The 17,954-nt window shown below is 53.1% G+C and carries 16 protein-coding genes; 9 read left to right on the plus strand and 7 right to left on the minus strand.

Features of this window, described 5'->3' with window-relative positions; translation table 11 throughout:
- Window positions 1-2: 2 nt before the first annotated feature.
- The 5 genes from C9J03_RS21175 to C9J03_RS21195 are packed head-to-tail and all read right to left on the minus strand — an operon-like array spanning window position 3 to window position 5,459.
- Complete coding sequence (locus tag C9J03_RS21175; protein WP_044622688.1) at window positions 3-1,034, minus strand: FliG C-terminal domain-containing protein; 1,032 nt, start codon at window positions 1,032-1,034, stop codon at window positions 3-5.
- The gene (gene fliF, locus C9J03_RS21180) at window positions 1,021-2,775 is read right to left on the minus strand and encodes a flagellar basal-body MS-ring/collar protein FliF (RefSeq protein ID WP_044622687.1); all 1,755 of its coding nucleotides are present in this window, start codon (window positions 2,773-2,775) and stop codon (window positions 1,021-1,023) included. Before fliF ends, C9J03_RS21175 begins: the two co-directional genes overlap by 14 nt.
- A gap of 10 nt (window positions 2,776-2,785) precedes the next feature.
- Complete coding sequence (gene fliE / locus C9J03_RS21185) at window positions 2,786-3,118, minus strand: flagellar hook-basal body complex protein FliE (protein ID WP_052260783.1); 333 nt, start codon at window positions 3,116-3,118, stop codon at window positions 2,786-2,788.
- An 11-nt stretch (window positions 3,119-3,129) separates the two neighbouring features.
- The gene (locus tag C9J03_RS21190; protein ID WP_044622686.1) at window positions 3,130-4,497 is read right to left on the minus strand and encodes a sigma-54-dependent transcriptional regulator; all 1,368 of its coding nucleotides are present in this window, start codon (window positions 4,495-4,497) and stop codon (window positions 3,130-3,132) included.
- Window positions 4,494-5,459, minus strand: a complete 966-nt coding sequence (locus C9J03_RS21195) for a MotY family protein (protein WP_146149098.1) — start codon at window positions 5,457-5,459, stop codon at window positions 4,494-4,496. Before C9J03_RS21195 ends, C9J03_RS21190 begins: the two co-directional genes overlap by 4 nt.
- Before the next feature lie 661 nt (window positions 5,460-6,120).
- Here C9J03_RS21195 and C9J03_RS21200 point away from each other — a divergent pair.
- The 8 genes from C9J03_RS21200 (at window position 6,121) to C9J03_RS21235 (ending at window position 14,566) form a co-directional block, all read left to right on the plus strand.
- Window positions 6,121-6,915: a FliM/FliN family flagellar motor switch protein gene (locus C9J03_RS21200; RefSeq protein WP_044622684.1), complete on the plus strand. Its 795-nt coding sequence runs from the start codon at window positions 6,121-6,123 to the stop codon at window positions 6,913-6,915.
- Between the two features lie 2 nt (window positions 6,916-6,917).
- Window positions 6,918-7,298, plus strand: a complete 381-nt coding sequence (fliN, locus tag C9J03_RS21205) for a flagellar motor switch protein FliN (RefSeq protein WP_039463649.1) — start codon at window positions 6,918-6,920, stop codon at window positions 7,296-7,298.
- Between the two features lie 37 nt (window positions 7,299-7,335).
- Entirely contained in the window at window positions 7,336-8,055 is a 720-nt protein-coding gene (gene fliP, locus C9J03_RS21210) for a flagellar type III secretion system pore protein FliP (RefSeq protein ID WP_231569045.1), read from the plus strand.
- Entirely contained in the window at window positions 8,055-8,324 is a 270-nt protein-coding gene (fliQ, locus tag C9J03_RS21215) for a flagellar biosynthesis protein FliQ (protein ID WP_044622683.1), read from the plus strand. Before fliP ends, fliQ begins: the two co-directional genes overlap by 1 nt.
- The gene (gene fliR, locus C9J03_RS21220) at window positions 8,311-9,102 is read left to right on the plus strand and encodes a flagellar biosynthetic protein FliR (RefSeq protein ID WP_044622682.1); all 792 of its coding nucleotides are present in this window, start codon (window positions 8,311-8,313) and stop codon (window positions 9,100-9,102) included. The genes fliQ and fliR overlap by 14 nt, the downstream gene beginning before the upstream one ends.
- 1 nt (window position 9,103) lies before the next feature.
- Window positions 9,104-10,243: a flagellar biosynthesis protein FlhB gene (gene flhB / locus C9J03_RS21225; protein WP_044622681.1), complete on the plus strand. Its 1,140-nt coding sequence runs from the start codon at window positions 9,104-9,106 to the stop codon at window positions 10,241-10,243.
- 62 nt (window positions 10,244-10,305) lie between these two features.
- Entirely contained in the window at window positions 10,306-12,402 is a 2,097-nt protein-coding gene (gene flhA, locus C9J03_RS21230) for a flagellar biosynthesis protein FlhA (RefSeq protein WP_044622680.1), read from the plus strand.
- 409 nt (window positions 12,403-12,811) lie between these two features.
- Window positions 12,812-14,566, plus strand: a complete 1,755-nt coding sequence (locus tag C9J03_RS21235; protein ID WP_044622679.1) for a formate--tetrahydrofolate ligase — start codon at window positions 12,812-12,814, stop codon at window positions 14,564-14,566.
- A gap of 76 nt (window positions 14,567-14,642) precedes the next feature.
- Here the strand turns inward: C9J03_RS21235 and C9J03_RS21240 are convergent, their stop codons facing one another.
- Both C9J03_RS21240 and C9J03_RS21245 read right to left on the minus strand, forming a co-directional pair.
- Entirely contained in the window at window positions 14,643-15,896 is a 1,254-nt protein-coding gene (locus tag C9J03_RS21240) for a NupC/NupG family nucleoside CNT transporter (protein WP_044622678.1), read from the minus strand.
- Between the two features lie 384 nt (window positions 15,897-16,280).
- Window positions 16,281-16,934, minus strand: a complete 654-nt coding sequence (locus tag C9J03_RS21245) for an energy-coupling factor ABC transporter permease (protein WP_231580710.1) — start codon at window positions 16,932-16,934, stop codon at window positions 16,281-16,283.
- A gap of 295 nt (window positions 16,935-17,229) precedes the next feature.
- Between C9J03_RS21245 and C9J03_RS21250 the strand changes: the two genes are divergently transcribed.
- A complete protein-coding gene (locus C9J03_RS21250; RefSeq protein ID WP_039463670.1) occupies window positions 17,230-17,730 on the plus strand; it encodes a YfbU family protein in 501 nt (166 codons plus the stop codon).
- The last annotated feature ends 224 nt before the right edge of the window (window positions 17,731-17,954 follow it).

Raw genomic sequence — 17,954 nt, forward strand, 5'->3', positions numbered from 1 at the left:
CTCTATTCCACCGTCGTCTCTTGATATAGCTGCAGGCTGATCACCTTGGACTCATTGAGCTCACGCACATAATCCATGATTTCCGAACGGGCTTCTTGCACCTGGCGCAAGGATACTTTGCCAAGCTGGGCAATTTCCCCTTCCATTGACTGCTGCATACGACGCGGCAAAATAGCAAGCAGTGACTTGCGCAGGGAGGCATCGGAGCCTTTCAGTGCCATCGCCAACAGATCGGTTGGGATCTCCTCGAGGATCCGCAAGCGAACGGCTTCCGGCTGGCGGGTAAGAATAGAGAACTCGTACATTTTATTCTTGAGTCGCTCTGCCAGCTCGGTATCTTGTTCTTCAAGGGCGGTCATCAGGCTGAGCTGATCCCCGGTGAAGCGGTTGATGATATCGGCAACCTGTTTTTCGCCTTCAATGACCGCGCCCGAATTCTCAGCCAGGAAGTCGATGCAACGGTCGACCAGATCCTGCAGCTCGACGGCCACTTCTCTGCTGACTTCGGTCAGCACCGCTATCCGGCGCAGCACGTCCTTTTGTTCATCCTGCGACAGCTCAACCAGAACCTGGGAAGCGATGTCTGGTGGCAGGAAGGCGATGAAGACCGCCTGCATCTGGATGTGCTCATTCTTCAAAAATTTGGCAAGCTGCTTGGGCTCTATCCACTGTAAGCGCTGCATCGAGGTCCGGATCTCGTCACCGTAAATGGTATCGAGCAGATTACGGGCCAGTCGGCCACCCAATGCTTTGTCCAAGGTACGCTGCAAGAACGGGCGCGATGCCCCGCTGATGCCCGACTGGGCGCGGAACTCTTCAAAGAAGCCCTGCAACACAAAGCGAGCCTCGACACTGCGAATAGCCGGTTGCTGAGCCATGGCATGGCTGACTTTAAGCAGCTCATCACGAGACATATGGCGCATCACCTGAGAGGCCGACTCCTCACCCATACTGAGCAGCAAGATCGCGGTTTGTTCCATTGGTTCTAGCAGCACTTCACCGTCTGCCAGGTGGCTAAAATTACTTAGACTCATTGCTATTCACCCACTTCTTGATAACTTCTGCGACACGCTCTGGCTCAACTTCTGTCAATTTCTGCAGGTGCTTCACCTGTACCTCAAGCTCGGATCCCGGAGGTGGCAGCGTCGACAGGTCAAAATCGAACTCTTCAGAGGATGCTGTCGGGCTCTCCTCTGCCACCATACCGCCCTGAGCAATTGAATCGAGTAGTGCATCAGCCAGATCCTGCTCGCTTCCCCCAGCAGGGGGGATATTGGCAGACTTGAACGCAGCAACCGGCTCAGCACTGCTCTGACTCTCGCCTGTCGCCATTTCAATCCCAGCCGAGGTGGTGGCCAGTGCCGTGCTCATCGGCGCAGGACGTTGCAATGCCTTCACCAACGGGCGCAACACCAGAATAATGAATGACAAGCCCAGGAGGGCGTAAACGCCATATTTCGCCAGCATCAGCAGCTGCTGATCGTGCCACCACGGGGTGTCAACCGGGACGGTCTCTACCGCTCGGGCGAAATTAAAGGCATGCAAGCTGAACTGATCTCCTCGTTCAGCGACAAATCCAACGGAATCTTTAACCATTTGAGCTATTTGCTCCAACTGTGCTTGTTGCCAACCTTGTTCTTGAACATTGTCGTTGAGCAACACTGAGACGGATAACATTTCGATCCCCCCCTGGGCGTGGCGGGTATGGCGAACCTTACGGCCCACATCGTACTGGCGGCTTAACTCGGCACGCTCATTTCGTGTTTCATTGTTTGTGCTGCCCTCTTCTCCCGTCGGCTGATTGCTCAGCGCCCCCGGGATCCCGATTGCCAACTGCCCCTGGGTATTGTCTTGCTTGGTGAACTCTGTTCGCAGCACCGGATCACTATCAATCGATTCATGGGTCTCTTCGGTTTGATCAAAGTTGAGCGTCGCCGCAACCTGGACTCGGAAGTTACCGACACCCAGCAATGGAGCCAGCATATCGCCCGCCCGGCGAACAATGTCACGCTCCACCCGCTGCTGCAGCTCATGGAAACGCACATTGATCTGAGACTGCTTGCCCAACGCTAAATCGGCACTCAGCAGATTGCCGTGCTGATCGACCACCGATACCGCATCGGTTGCCATTCCAGTGATGCTACCGCTGACCAAATTGACGATCGCTTCCACCTGAGGCTGGTCCAGCTGCATGCCTGGCTCCAGCTCGAGCATCACCGCCGCCGAAGGCTTCTCTTCGTTGATCCCCACAAACAAGGTTCGGTTGGGGATGGCCAGGTGCACCCGAGCATGGCTCACCGCACGGATAGCCAAGATGGTACGCGCCAGCTCACCTTCCAGCCCCTGGCGGTAACGGGCATTTTCAATAAACTGACTGGTACCAAGACCAGAGCTACGATCCAGGATCTCCAGCCCTTCCGGTAACTTGGCCTTTACGCCGCGCGCTGCGAGGAGGATCCTGGCATCGGCCAAACGGTTCGCCGGCACTTGGATCTGGCCTGACTGGGTATCCAGCTGGAACTTGATTTTTTCCTGTTCAAGCACCGATAGGATCTCGCTATTATCGTAACGCTCCTGGGTACCATACAGCGGCCTGTAAGGGCTGGTCTGGGTCCACATCGCCACCACGATAAACATCGATACCAGTACCGCCAACGCAGTGATAAGGGCTACGTTTTTGTACTTACCGTCCAAACGTTGTTGGATCTTCTCTTTATATGACAGCCATTTATTTGATGGTGCCTGTTCTGGATTTTCAGCTACTGTTGTACTCATTTTTTTCTCACTACAGAGGCATCTTCAGTACATCGTCATAGGCAGCCAGGATCTTATTCCTTACCTGTGTCAATGCTGAAAAAGAAATACTGGCTTTCTGGCTGGCGACCATCGCGCCGACCAAGTCATCAGAACGCCCGGCATCCACATCCGTCGTCATCTGATGAGCAATATGCTGCTGGTTATCTACCCGACGCACGGCTTGTTGCATTGCCGTCTGAAAAGTACCGGTTGGGGGATGCGAAAGATTCACCGAGACCTGAGAGCCGGCCTGGGCCTGCGAACGCATAACCTCCATGCGCTGCAGCATCTCGTTCTGCATCATTGAAATTTGATTCGACATCGTGTCCGTCCTTATGCCGCAGTGCCTGATTGATGAATGTAAGAGTCGATATTGATCCCCTGCTCACGCATGGCAGCAATCTTGTATCGCAGCGCACGGGTCGACATCCCCAGCGCTTCTGCGGTGTCGTTACGCTTGCCATTGAAGCGAGCAAGGGTTTCAAGAATAAATTGGTGCTCGGCGTTCTTTCGGCTTTGCTTGAGGGCGTGCTTGGCATCTTCCACCACCTCGGTGATCGCCCCTTCCACCATGGAACTCAGCATGTCATTGAGCATCAGATCCTGTGCCGTGATCCAGTGGCCGTGGCGCATCACCAACGCACGCTGGATGGTATTCTCCAACTCACGGATATTGCCCGGCCAGCTATAACGCAACAGGACCTGCTGGGCTTCTGGCGAAAGACTACAAGACGCCATACAACCGGCATTGAGCTTGCGAATAAAGTGCTCGGCCAGCGGCAAAATATCTTCCCGGCGATCACGCAGTGGCGGCCATTGCAATGGCAGCACATCTAACCGGTAATAGAGATCCTGGCGGAATCGTCGCTCGGCAACCGCCTGCTGCAGATCCACATTGGTGGCGGCTATGACCCGGATATCCAGTGCAATCGAACGGTGACTCCCCAGCCGCTCGACCTGGCGCTCCTGCAGTACACGCAGCAATTTGGCCTGCAAGGCCGGGGGCATTTCACCTATCTCATCCAGCAGCAAAGTGCCACCGTTAGCCTCTTCAAACTTACCGGCTTGGCTGTGAGTTGCCCCGGTAAAGGCCCCTTTGATATGACCGAACAGCACCGCTTCCAGCATACTCTCAGGGATCGCCGCACAGTTAATGGCAACAAACGGGCCAGTGCTGCGAGGTGAGTTATCGTGAACATACCGCGCCAGCACTTCCTTGCCGGTACCGGACTCTCCGGTGATCAACACCGTGGCATCGGTTTGCGCCGCTCGGTGGGCCATTTGCAGCACCTGAAGACTGCGTCGGCTGCTGGCCACAACATCACGCTGTGGAGACTGAACCGTCTTATTGCGCTTCATCAGAGCGATAATTTGCTCTGACTGGTAAGGCTGCAGCAGATAATCATCGGCCCCAGCCTGTATTGCATCACTGGCTAACTTGCTCTGCTGATAATCAACAATGGCCACGACCATGGTGTTCGGCTGCGATTGCTTCACCTGCTTAATGGTCTCGAGCATCCCCATATCCGCAAGGTTATCGGCAATGAACAATAGGCTCCCAGGGTGTTCACTTAACTTGGCAATGGCATCTGCTGCCGTTGCCACGTTAGACACCTGATACCCTTCAGCACTGAGGATCTTGATGGCTGCTGCTGCGTGAACCAGACAACGATGAGCAAAAATCACATTGCCCGCTTTCATACCCCCTCCTTGACGATTCGTAACTGCACACGGCGGTTCTGCTGGTTGGCGCTTGCCCCAGTTCCTTGAGCTACGGGATAACGCTGGCCATGAGCGCGCAGCTGAATGAGCTGACGATCGATCCCCATAGCCACCAATTCATCAGCAATGGCTTGGGCACGCTGCCGAGAAAGCCAGAGATTATCCAGTGATGTTCCGGTTAGGTCGGTATGACCATCGATCAACAGTGCCGCGATGCGCTGGTCGTAGCGGATATACCGCGCAATCTCACTGAGCGTCTGTCGCTGCTCGTCCACCAGCATAGTCTCACTACTTGAGAAGAAAAATGTATTGTCTTTTGCCTGCTCGTAACCCATCGGCAGCAGCGCCGCAACACAAGACTTAAAATCTTGATATGAGTCGGCAAAATTAACTGATGGGATATCCCATACTTTCTCTTCCTGATGCTGGTTATAGCGAACCTTGATTTGTGCCCAGGCCCCTTTCTCCATTTCATTAAGCAAATAGTGGAGCGCTTCTGAGCCGCTAAAATCAAGCCCGTGTGGTTCCACGACGTGGCCATTGAGCAAGGTTGTTGTTTCCGGGTCCAGCTCCCACGGCGAAAAATTGACGCTGAGTTTCACCTCATCGACAAAATAAGGTCGCTGGGTACTCGCAAATGAGACTGAATAGGGTTGAGCAGAGTTTGCAATAAACGCAACACTGCCATCAAACTTGAGTTCCTTTGTTAATTTGCAAGAAAAGCGATCTCCTGAGAATTGCCAATCCACTTTATCCAACGGCGCTTGAATGTTTTTTGCCTGAGCACTAGTTGATAAAAAAACTAACAAAGAAAGCATTGCTGTTGATTTGATTGCTTTCATATAAAACATATTGCCTAACTGGTAAAAAATACTTATTCCAACTTGATAACAAGTATGGATAAAAATGCTTACAAAAGTGTCATTGCTATTAATTTGCACAATCCATATGCAACAAAGCACCTTAATTATTATATTTGTCAATAAAGCAAGACATTACGAATGGATATTAGGCAGCATTTAATTGATTTACTAGGCAGTAATCTAGGCCATTTATTTTGATTGGCTTAAGATCACAATTTCAGGTTTTGTTACAACAAGCCAAATTTAACACAAAACAAACAAACCCCAACCAAGCAAAACAACTCAGCAACCAAACAAGAACAAACAAGCTGAAAAAGCATGCAGTAGCGCACACTTTCAAGACAGGTGAAATTTTACTCCTATATAAAAACTAAATGTTTTTGTGATCTTGATTCATTATTTTTCTCGTTTTTCATTTAATAAATTTAATTTGCTTTGTTTTGACAAACTTTTTCAAGCATTTGAAATGTTGAGCCAATGCTGCTAGAAATAACCGCCTAATCGATACATGCAAATAACTGAGCATATTCAGCAACCAATTTTAACTTTTATATCTTCGGGATTATTAATGAAACCGAGCATTAGCAAGAATAAAACTAAACCGAGGAATATACATAGTTCAAAAAATGTATTTCCTATCGACATCCGTTCATTAGGAAGGCCATTAAATGCTGCTCAACAGTCTTTATCTCCCTATATTTCTCAGTCAGTAAAGGTGCTTGAACAAACGCTTAATAGCATGACTCGCCGAACAGACTGCCATGTCAAACTTCTGAGCTATGGCTTGGAGGTTAGCTATCAGGAAATAAAAGATAGAGAGCCTATTTGTTTTACCCATAATCAACTTGATGGCCAGTGCCTGGTTAGTATTTCACAACCTTTAATCCATCTTATTGCCGAAGCATTCTACGGTGGTACCCCGGACTTTTCTCATCGGGACAAAGCGGAGCCCGTCGACCTTGCTGATGGAAACACCGATGCGGTGACTGAGGACGGCATCGCGAATGGTGGACCAGAGGTTAGTGCTAGCACGGTCAACAACGCTGTCGCAATGAACGCCAGTGAGAAACGGGTTCAAGCCAGGCTGGCCGCTACCCTGCTAAACCAGATCAGCCACCAGTGGCAAGTGTCACCGGAGCAGGCAACGTTCGGCAATGGGGTACTTCATGCCAAGTTCGCCATCCAAATTGAAGATAGCCATGGCGAAATTCACCTTCATCTCGATGATGATCTCCTGCTGCAACTGACCGCCCAGGATGTCGTTACCCAGACTGAGCCGGCCAAAGTTGAGAGCCTAAGAGAAATGCACCTCAAGCAGGTTCCTCTGCGGCTCAGTGCGGTATTGAGCCGCCAGACCCTGACCCTCGATCAAGTCATCAACTTAAACGTTGGCGACATCATTTCCACCGAAATCCAAGAAGTTGTCGATGTTCATGCTGGGACGCTACCGCTTTATCAAGCCCATATTGTTGAGCGCAATGGCCATCTTGTCCTGCAAGTTATTGATAACATTACTCCTCAGGAGCAACACTGACTATGAATGAGCAAAACATCCAACATCTCCTTGATGGCGATCTCAATATCGATGCCGATGTCGCAGATATCTTCGACACTCCCGCAGCCTCGGAAACCTTAGGCAATACCGCAGCCGCGCAGGCATCGCGCGATCTTGGTTTCTTCCGCCAGATCCCGGTAACGGTTACCCTCGAAGTCGCCAGTACCGATATCGCCCTGGGTGAGCTGCTTACTGTCGGCCCTAACTCGGTCATTGAACTGGACAAGCTCAATGGCGAGCCGCTGGACGTCAAGGTTAACGGCCGCCTGCTGGGCCACGCCGAAGTCGTGGTGGTCAACGACAAGTACGGCCTGCGCCTTACTGACATTGCCGAAGATGCACTGCATGACGTTACCGCATAAGCACCCGAGGCCAGCCTGGCTGAAATACCTTCCCCTCATGGCGCTAATGCTTGGCTTCTCCGGCCAAGCATTGGCGGATCAGGGGATTGCGTTTATGTCGGTCTTCGATGGTGACAGCAATCAGGAGTACTCGGTCAAGGTTCAGATCCTACTGCTGATGACTGCATTAAGCTTTCTGCCTTCGATGCTGCTGATGATGACCAGCTTTACCCGGATCATTGTGGTGCTGGCTATCCTTCGCCAGGCATTAGGCCTGCAGCAAAGCCCCCCAAACCGGATTCTGATCGGCATCGGCCTCACCCTGACCATGCTGCTGATGAAGCCGGTTTGGGACCCTATCTATACCGATGCTTATGTGCCTTACGAGCAGGGTAACATCACTCTTCAGCAGGCAGTCGCAACGGCGGAAAAGCCCGTTCGGGCCTTTATGCTGGCGCAAACCTATGAAAACTCTCTCGAGCAGATGCTGCGTATAGCCGGCGACCCGCTTGATCTCGAACCGGATGAAATCAGCTTTGCCGTGCTGATGCCGGCCTTCGTGCTCAGTGAGCTAAGAACCGCTTTCCAAATCGGTTTTATGCTATTCATTCCTTTTCTGATTATCGATATTGTGGTTGCCAGCGTGCTGATGGCGATGGGTATGATGATGCTGTCACCGCTGATCATCTCGCTGCCGTTCAAATTAATGGTATTTGTCATGGTCGATGGCTGGACCATGACCGTCGGTAGTCTGACAGCCAGTTTCGGAGGCTTGTGATGGGGGTTGAAGCAACCGCTAACCTATATGCCGATGCTATCTACATGATCATCTCGATGGTGGTCATCTTGATCGGCCCGAGCCTGCTGGTGGGTCTGGTGGTGGCGGTCTTCCAAGCGACCACCCAGATCAATGAACAGACCATGAGCTTTCTGCCCAGGCTGCTCACCACCCTGCTGATGCTGATATTCGTCGGCCCTTGGCTGCTGCGCAGCATCAGTGATTTCTTCACCTCGCTATTCCACACCATTGCCAATGTCGTTAGCTGACAGTCTGGTCAACCTCACTTTTGCCGAGATCACGGCGATGGCCGGCCAGTTGTGGTGGCCGTTTTTCCGTATCTCGGCTGCTTTCATGACCATGCCGTTTCTCGGCAATGCACATATCAACAACCGAACCCGGCTGCTGCTAGCCCTGTCGATCACCCTGATTTGTGCCCCTCTCCTGCCGCCGATGCCCGCAGTTGATCCGGTCTCGCTCAAAGCCTTGGTTTTGGCAGGTGAGCAATTGGCAATCGGCGCCCTGCTCGGTATGTGCTTGCAGTTCCTGTTTGCGGCCATGGCCATGGTCGGCCAGATCATGTCGATGCAAATGGGACTGGGGATGGCAATGATGAACGACCCAGCCAACGGGGTCACTGTCGCCCTGCTGGGCAACTACTTCTTGATGTTCACGACCCTGTTGTTTCTGGCCTTGGATGGCCACCTGGTTGCGGTGGATATTGTGGTTCAGAGTTTTGCCCGCTTCCCAGTTGGTGGCGGCTTTGATGTGGCCTCCTTTGCCCGCCTGATTGACCTGTTCGGTTGGATGATGACCGCAGCGGTGACTATCGCCCTGCCCACAATTGCTGCCATGCTGACCGTTAACCTGACTTTTGGTGTGATGAACCGCGCCGCACCGTCGCTGAACGTCTTTGCCTTGGGCTTCCCGATGTCAATGATGCTCGGTCTATGCGCGGTATTGCTGTCAACCTCGGGGCTGCCGGGCATTTACGCCGAGCTGTGCCACCAAATTTTAGCCGAGATGCGCCTGATGGGAGGATACTAGTATGTCCCAGCAACAAAGTAGCCAGGACAAGAGCGAGAAGCCCAGCCCCCAGAAACTGCGCAAAGCCAAGCGGGAAGGACAGGTTGCCCGCTCCAAGGAGTTCGTGGTGGGGGTGCTGTTTATTACCATCGCCCTCTTTCTCTGGGCCTATGGCCACTTCCTCGCAGAGCAAGCCGAGAAGTTATTTACTATCAACTACCAGCTCAGTGCCGCCGAGCTCAGAGAGCCCGATATCATGGCCCGCAAGCTCGGCGAGAGCGTGCTGCTGCTGGCCGGCATTTTTGTTCCGATGGCGATGGTGCTGCTGATCATGACGGTGCTGGCCTCGATGATCCCGGGCGGCTGGGTGATGGCACTCAAGCCAATCCAGCCCAAGCTCAGCAAAATCAGTCCACTGGCTGGCCTCAAGCGGCTTTTTTCCATCAAGTCGCTGGTTGAACTGGTCAAGTCGATTCTCAAGATCACCCTGATCTCCATCGTGCTCTATGTCCTGCTCGACAACAACCTCGGCACCCTGATCGCCGCCCAGCGGGCGCCGTTCGAGCAAGGTATGGGGATCACCCTCAGTCACATCATCAAGGCTCTGATTTATTTCGGTATCGTGGTGCTGCTGATCGGCTTGATTGATATGCCCTACCAGCTTTGGAGCCATATCAAGGAGCTCAAGATGACCAAGCAGGAAGTGAAAGAGGAGCACAAGAACAGCGAGGGCCGCCCGGAGGTCAAGCAGCGCATCCGCCAGATCCAGCAGCAGATGTCGCGCCGCCGGATTGATAACTCGGTCCCGACCGCCGATGTCATCCTGACCAACCCGACCCACTATGCTGTCGCCCTCAAGTATGACCTCAGCCGGGCCGGGGCCCCTTTTGTCGTCGCCAAGGGCGAGGACGAGATGGCCTTTCGCATCAAGGCAATCGCCGAGCAGCACAATATCGAGGTGATGAACCTGCCGCCGCTGACCCGGGCTATTTACTTCAATACCCGGGTTGATCAGGAAATTCCAGGGCCGCTGTTTGTCGCCGTGGCGCATGTACTGACCTATGTCATGCAGCTAAAAGCGTATAAAGAAGGGAGAAATGACAAGCCGCAGCCGTTGCCGAGCTTTGCCATCCCCAAACAGCTGTTAACTAAAAAGCCGTAACAGCCCTAAAGAATCTCAACCAACACAATAACAAGCAACGTCAACTTTGAGCTAGAAGTCCTATGAAAGCGAAACTGCAACAACTGTTTCCGAGCCTGACCACCAGCTATTTTGGGATCCCCATTATGCTGTTGGCGATCCTTGCCATGGTCATCCTCCCCTTGCCGCCGTGGCTGCTCGATGGCCTGTTCATCTTCAATATCGTACTGGCAGTCATCGTGTTGCTGGTTGCGGTGTCGAGCAAGCGCCCGCTGGATTTTTCGGTCTTCCCGACCATCCTGCTGGTTGCCACCTTGATGCGCCTGACCCTCAATGTCGCCTCGACCCGGGTGGTGTTGCTCAATGGCCACCTTGGCGGGGATGCCGCCGGTAAGGTGATCCAGGCCTTTGGTGATGTCGTTGTTGGCGGTAACTATTTCGTCGGCATTGTCGTTTTCGTCATCCTGATGATCATTAACTTCGTGGTGATCACCAAAGGTGGCGAGCGGATCTCCGAAGTCTCGGCCCGCTTTACCCTGGATGCCCTACCGGGCAAGCAGATGGCGATTGATGCCGATCTAAACGCCGGGCTCATTGATCAGAACCAAGCACGTACCCGCCGTGAAGAAGTTGCACGCGAAGCCGACTTCTACGGCTCGATGGACGGTGCCTCCAAGTTCGTCCGCGGGGATGCCATCGCCGGCCTGATGATCCTGGTCATCAATATCCTGGGTGGTATCACTATCGGTATGGTGCAACACGACTTGGCCGCCAGCGAAGCCTTCCAGCGCTTTGCCCTGCTCACCATTGGTGACGGCCTGGTCGCGCAAATCCCATCATTGCTCCTGGCAACAGCCGCCGCCATTATCGTCACCCGGGTCAACGACAGCGGCGATATCTCGGTGGATGTCCACCGTCAGATGCTGGCCTCCCCGGCCACCCTGTTTACGGCCTCGGCCATCATGCTGATCATCGGCTTGGTACCGGGCATGCCGCACCTGGCATTTTTCAGCTTTGCTGCTGTCCTGGCCTACGCCGGCTGGAAGCAAAGACAAGTGGAGAGCAACCCTGAACCGCTCGAACAAGCCGAAGCCGTCGCCGAGGCTATCGCCCAGGACAATACCCCGAGTTTAGGCTGGAGTGATGTGCCGGTCATCAACCCGATCGCCCTTGAACTCGGATACCGACTAGTGAACCTCGTAGACAAAAACCAGGGCGAGCCACTGGCGCAGCGTATCCGCGGGGTTAGGAAAACCATTACCGAACAGGTGGGCTTCTTGATCCCGGAAATTGCCATTCGCGATAACCTCAAACTCAAGCCGACCCAGTATTCCTTGCTTCTGCATGGCGAAGTCATTTCACAAGGCGAAATTGATCCGGAGCGCCTAATGGCCCTTGCCGTCGGCGAAGTCTATGGCCAACTCGATGGAGTGCTCGGTAAAGATCCGGCTTACAATCTTGATGCTGTCTGGATTGAACCGGCCAACAAACCCCAAGCGCTCAACCAGGGCTATTCCGTGGTTGACGGCGCAACCGTGATCGCCACCCACCTGAGCAAAATAGTCAAGGAGCATCTGGCCGAGCTTTTCTGCCACGACGATGTCGAGCACTTGATGGAACGCCTTGGGGGCACGGCTCCGAAATTGATGGAAGCGCTCACCAGCCAGCTCAATCATCAGCAGCAGATGCGGGTGTTCCGTCAGCTGCTGATCGATCAGGTACCGATCAAGGACATCGGCAACATTGCTTCAATCATGGTTGAAAGCAGTGAAGTCACTAAGGATCCCATCCTTATCGCCGCCGATGTCCGCTGTGGCCTCAAGCGTTCGCTGACCAACAGCCTGGTCGGCTCGGGCAAGGATTTCAACATCTATACCTTGAGCGACAACCTTGAGAAGATGCTGCTGACCTCGCTGAGCAAAGCTCAGCAAAGCGGAGGACCGACAGCGCTCGATAGCTTCCCGGTCGAGCCTACTCTGCTGGCCCAACTGCAGCAGAACATGCCGGCGGTCAAAGAGCAGCTCAAGCAGAACGGGTTCAAACCCATCCTGCTAGTCACCCCGCAGCTAAGGCCTCTGCTGGCCCGGTATGCCCGTACCTTTGCCAAAGGGCTAGTGGTTCTTTCTTACAACGAGATCCCAGAAGACAAGAACATCAATGTGCTTGGGCATTTGGGATAATACAGAGCGGGATGAGAAGAGGCAGGGCTGACAGCCATGACCGGTTAAGCCTCTGCCCGTTTTCACGCTCAGGACTGGATACACACCGGTATCCAGTCCCGAGGCACGCCAAGTCAGCCCCTGCAAAATACCGCAACACAATATAGCCGCCGCCAACACGGCAAAATGAGGCTGCAAACACAAAAAAGTAACACCTTATTTTCCCTTTACCTTCAACAACTTCAGAGAAACAGCAAGTTACCACCTTAACATCTCGATAAAAATCAACCAATCTCGTGACATAACTATCCGCATTTATCGCTTTACCCGTGATAAAATTATGGTATAAATCCAGCGCAAACGATTGCGCAACTCATAAAATCCAATTGCGCGATATATACAAGTTACCAATGCGAGGTTATGGCCGCCCATGAAAAGTGATATTGAAATTTGCCGTGAAACAACGCTGACACCGATAGATCAAATCGCCGAGCGAGCTGGCCTGCTTCCTGAAGATCTGACCCCGCAAGGCACACTCAAGGCCAAGATCAAGCCATCGGTCCTTAAGCGTCTGGCCAACAAAGAAGAAGGCAAATTGGTTGTCGTCACCGCCATTACCCCGACCCCGCTGGGTGAAGGTAAGACAGTCACCACCATCGGCCTTGCCCAAGGCCTGGCCAAAATCAACCAGTCGGCAATGGCATGTATCCGCCAGCCTTCGATGGGCCCGGTCTTCGGAGTTAAGGGCGGTGCTGCTGGCGGCGGTTTCAGCCAAGTTGCGCCAATGGAAAAGCTGAACCTGCACCTGACCGGTGACATCCATGCCGTAACGGCAGCCCACAACCTGGCTGCTGCAGCCATTGATGCCCGCGTCTACCACGAAGAGCGCCACGGTTACGAGGGCTTTACCGAGAAAACCGGCATGCCGGCTCTGCGTATCGACATGAACCGCATTGTCTGGAAGCGCGTGATGGATCACAACGACCGCGCGCTTCGTATGATCACCGTGGGCAAGAACCAGCCGGGTAAAACCATCAACGGTCTTGAGCGTGAGGACGGCTTTGATATCTCGGCGGCTTCAGAGCTAATGGCCATCCTCGCCCTGTCAACGGATCTGGCTGACATGCGCCAGCGTATCGGTCGCGTGGTGCTGGCTTATGATCTTGATGGCCAGCCAGTAACCGCAGAAGATCTGCAAGTCGCCGGTGCCATGGCCGTCACCATGGTCGAAGCCATTGAACCGACCATGATGCAAACTCTGGAAGGGGTGCCGACGCTGATCCACGCCGGCCCTTTTGCCAACATCGCCCACGGCAACTCGTCAATTATTGCCGACCGCATTGCCCTTAAGCTGGCAGACTACACCATTACCGAGGGCGGTTTCGGCTCCGACATGGGCTTTGAGAAAGCCTGTAACATCAAGGCACAGCAAGCGGGCCGTGGTCCTGATTGTGCGGTTGTCGTTGCTACCCTGCGTGGTCTTAAAGCCAACTCAGGCCTGTATGACCTGCGCCCTGGCCAGGCTCTGCCGCAGGCGATCTTCGAAGCAGACGAAAAAGCATTAGTGGCAGGCTTTGCCAACCTGAAATGGCACATCAACAATGCCGCCAAATACGGTGTGCCTGTGGTCGTGGCAATCAACCGCTTCCCGCAAGATACTGACGCCGAGCTGGCGCTGCTTAAAGGCATGATTGAGGCCGAGCAATTTACCACCCACGTCGATGTGGCGATCAGCGAAGCCTTCGGCAAAGGCGGTGACGGTGCGGTTGAATTGGCGAAAGCGGTAACCCGTGCATGTGAAACCCCAGCTCATTTCAAACCGCTGTACGAGCTGTCGCAGACACTGGAAGAAAAGCTAATGACCGTGGCCGAGGTCGGCTACGGCTGCCGCGGAGTTGAACTGTCGGAGCTTGCCAAGGAGCAGCTAGCCCAGTTCAAAGCCCAGGGTTATGACAACTTGGCGCTGTGCATGGCGAAGTCCCCCATGTCTATCAGCCACGACCCGAGCCTGAAAGGCGCCCCAAGCGATTTCATCGTGCCAGTTCGCGAGCTCAAGCTGTGTGCGGGTGCCGGCTTTGTCTACGCCCTGTGCGGCAACGTCATGACCATGCCAGGCCTGCCGGAAAAACCGGCTTACCTCGGCCTGGATATTGATGCCGACGGTAACATTGTTGGCTTGAGCTAATCACCGAGCCTCGATATAACAACGCCAGCTTTCGCTGGCGTTTTTGTGTTCCGACTACAAGCCGTATCTCTGGCAATTACATTGCCAGGCTAATAAACAACCCGGCAACGGTGGCATTGAGTAGGTTGGCCAACGTCGCTGCCACCAGTGATCGTACCCCCAAGGTTGCAATCTCATGATAGCGGCTTGGCGCCATTACCCCAATACTGCCGAGCATAACCGCAATCGAACCAAAGTTGGCAAAGCCGCACAGAGCAAAGGCTATAATGGCTTCAACACGAGGCTCCAGTACGCCACTAGCAATCATTGGGGCCAATTGCGAGAAGGCGACGAATTCATTGATCGTGGTCTTGGTACCGAAAATCACCGCCATCTGCTGCGCGGAGTCAAAATCCCAGATCCCGGCCATGAAGGCAAACGGCAGGAACAGGTAGCCGAACACCACATCCAGGCTCAGCTCAGGCATACCAAACCAGCCGCCGACGCCCGACAGCATGCCGTTTATCAGGGCAATCAGACCGACAAAAGCCAGCAACATAGCACCGATGTTCAAGGCAACCTGCATCCCTTGGGCTGCCCCCTGAGCTGCCGCATCAATCACATTAGCTGGCTTTTTTTGTTCCTGTTGTTGCTCCTCGACACAGCCTGCCGCATCCTCGGTTTCCGGGATCATCAGCTTGGCCATCATCAGGCCAGCAGGGGCGGCCATAAATGAAGCCGCCAGCAGATACTCGAGGGGAATACCCATCTGGGCATAGCCTACCAGCACCGAACCTGCGACCGAGGCCATGCCACCGACCATCACGGCGAACAATTGCGAGCGGGTCATAGTTGGTAAATAAGGACGAATCGTCAAAGGAGCTTCGGAGATACCAAGGAATATATTGGCGGTGGCTGAAATAGACTCAGGACGACTGGTGCCAAGCACGCGTGCCAGCCCCCGTCCCAGAGTATTTACGAGCAACTGCATGATACCAAGCTGGTAGAGCACCGACACCAGGGCGGAGAAAAACACCACCACCGGCAGTACCCGAAGAGCAAGGACAAAGCCATTACCGCCAAACAGCTCGAACATTTTGTCAGACACCAGGCCGCCAAACAGGAAACCGATCCCGTGGTTGCTGTAGTTGATCACCGTCTGCACGCCAGCGGAAAAGTCCGTCAAAGCCTCACGCCCGACCGTGCTATAGAGCACTAGGGCAGCAAAGCCCATCTGGATTGACAGAGCACCTAAAACAGTACGCCAATTAATACGATCACGTTGTTCAGAAAGGAAATAAGCCAAGACAACCAGTAGTAGAATACCGATCAGACTAGAAAAGACTTGCATAATAAACTCATAGAAACAATCAGGCAGTGCCGCACCCTGGCTGTGTTGTCCACAGTCAGCTGTTCAAAACAATCCGATCCAAAGTGCTTGGGGCGCTACCTAGGTACACCTCTGCCCGGGACAAAATCTCAGGCACCAAATGCACTCGATTTCCCTCTGCTTTGAATCCTTGCCTCCTGGCGGCATTTTGTTCGTATGAATGAATAAAACGGGGATTCTCGCGCAATATGCGAGTGGGCACGGACAAGCCGTGCGGAAAAACGCGCGCAGGGTAAGCCGTTTTGACACCGAGTTCAAGCCACCCGACGCCAAGCGCTAGCGAAAGAGGCAAAATGGGGAAATGGCCACCACCTCCATTCACCGGGCAAAACCACCACCCCGAACTCATTGATTCAAGTAATCATTGTCATGGAAGGTCCTCACCCACTGAGGCCGGTAAACCACCAGTAAGGTGATTGCCATCCCGTTAAGCAGGGCTTCGGGGAACAGTAACAGCGGTATCAGTACCAAATAGTTATCGACAATGTAATGCCAGCTATACCCCCCCGCGAGCCAGATGATCCCGCCATTAAGCAGCTGATGTATCGCAATGGTTAATGCCCCGTTAAGAAAGGCCGCCACGAAGATATAGACAAATAGGTGCCGAATCAGATACCGGTACGTCAGGCGAAATAGCAAAAAACTCAGCCAAGCCGGGACAATCACCGATACCACCAGATAAATCCCTATCTGGGCGATAGGCAGCTGGTCGAAGAGTGCAAGCAGGAGGGTAGGCACAACACCGATCAGGGCGGCAATTCTCCAGCCATGACACAAGGACAACGTAGTCAGCACCAAGAAATGCACCTGCAATCCGTCGGCCAGCCCCGCAGTCAGGCTCCAGAGCAGAAACAGCACCACCACACTGGCCAGTACCCAGTGCTGATAGTCTTTCTCGGCACGGAACTTGGGCCAAAACTCCCGAGGAAAGCAGACTGCGAGGATCACCGCAGCGGCAGCAAAGCCCGCTAACTGTAACCCACTTACCATGCCTGACATGCCTGCACCTCCCCTTTCCCGTTGCGACTCTCAAACAGTACTGATTACCACCGACATCACCCCACGCCATTAACGTGCTTCAAGACAATTATCTCTCCCCGACAGGGCCCTAAATCCATGTAATAATTAAGGAGATTGTCGGATTATTTCATCTAACCATAGTAGAGTTGGATAGACTTTATACGATTAGTAATTTTTAACAAAAAAAAGTTAGCAAGACGTAACCAGATCAATTTTTTTTCGTTTTATCCTGTTAACCTCAATGCCAGCTCAATAAATATTAAGGCCTATCATTATGGAAATGACTAACGCGCAACGCCTGATCCTGTCGAATCAATACTATTTGATGTCAAAGCTGACGCCGGAGAACGAAGCCAAATACCGCCGTCTGCAAACTATCGTAGAGCGTGGCTACGGCCTGCAAATGCGCGAACTGGACAAAGAATTCGGTGACCTGCCTGAAGAGAAGTGCCGTGAAATCATTGACTTCATGGAAATGCACCATGCCATGCAAGAGTCATACAAAATGCTGACAGAAGACAACCAGAAACAGGTTGACCAGCGCCGCCTGCAGTTCCTCGGCTTTGATGCGGCAACAGAGGCCCAACATGTCCATTATGTGCGCTTTCTGACCGAGGAAGAGGGGCTATACCCGCAATTTGACAAAACAGAACACATGTTCAACAGCCAGGTTCCGATGCTTGACAAGTACCAGCGCATGCTACGTACTTGGCGTAACTGCCCGCGCCAGTACCACTTGTCTACCTCAGAAATCCAGCAGATCCTTAACGCCTAATCTGACGATTTCGACAACCAAACCGGAGCCTTTGCTCCGGTTTGCTGTATATGAACTTTGGCACTTTTTGCGTCATCTGAAAAGTGTGACCCCGACCAACACTCCCTCGCCCGATGTGTCAACTTTGACCCGCAAGTTGGATTGGACAGGATAAAAGCGATAATCCTTTAATAATTAAAAAATATCGTTGCTGATTCCACTATTCTTGACGCCATTTTCCCTGT

The organism is Photobacterium gaetbulicola, from assembly GCF_003025515.1.
Lineage (GTDB): Bacteria > Pseudomonadota > Gammaproteobacteria > Enterobacterales > Vibrionaceae > Photobacterium > Photobacterium gaetbulicola.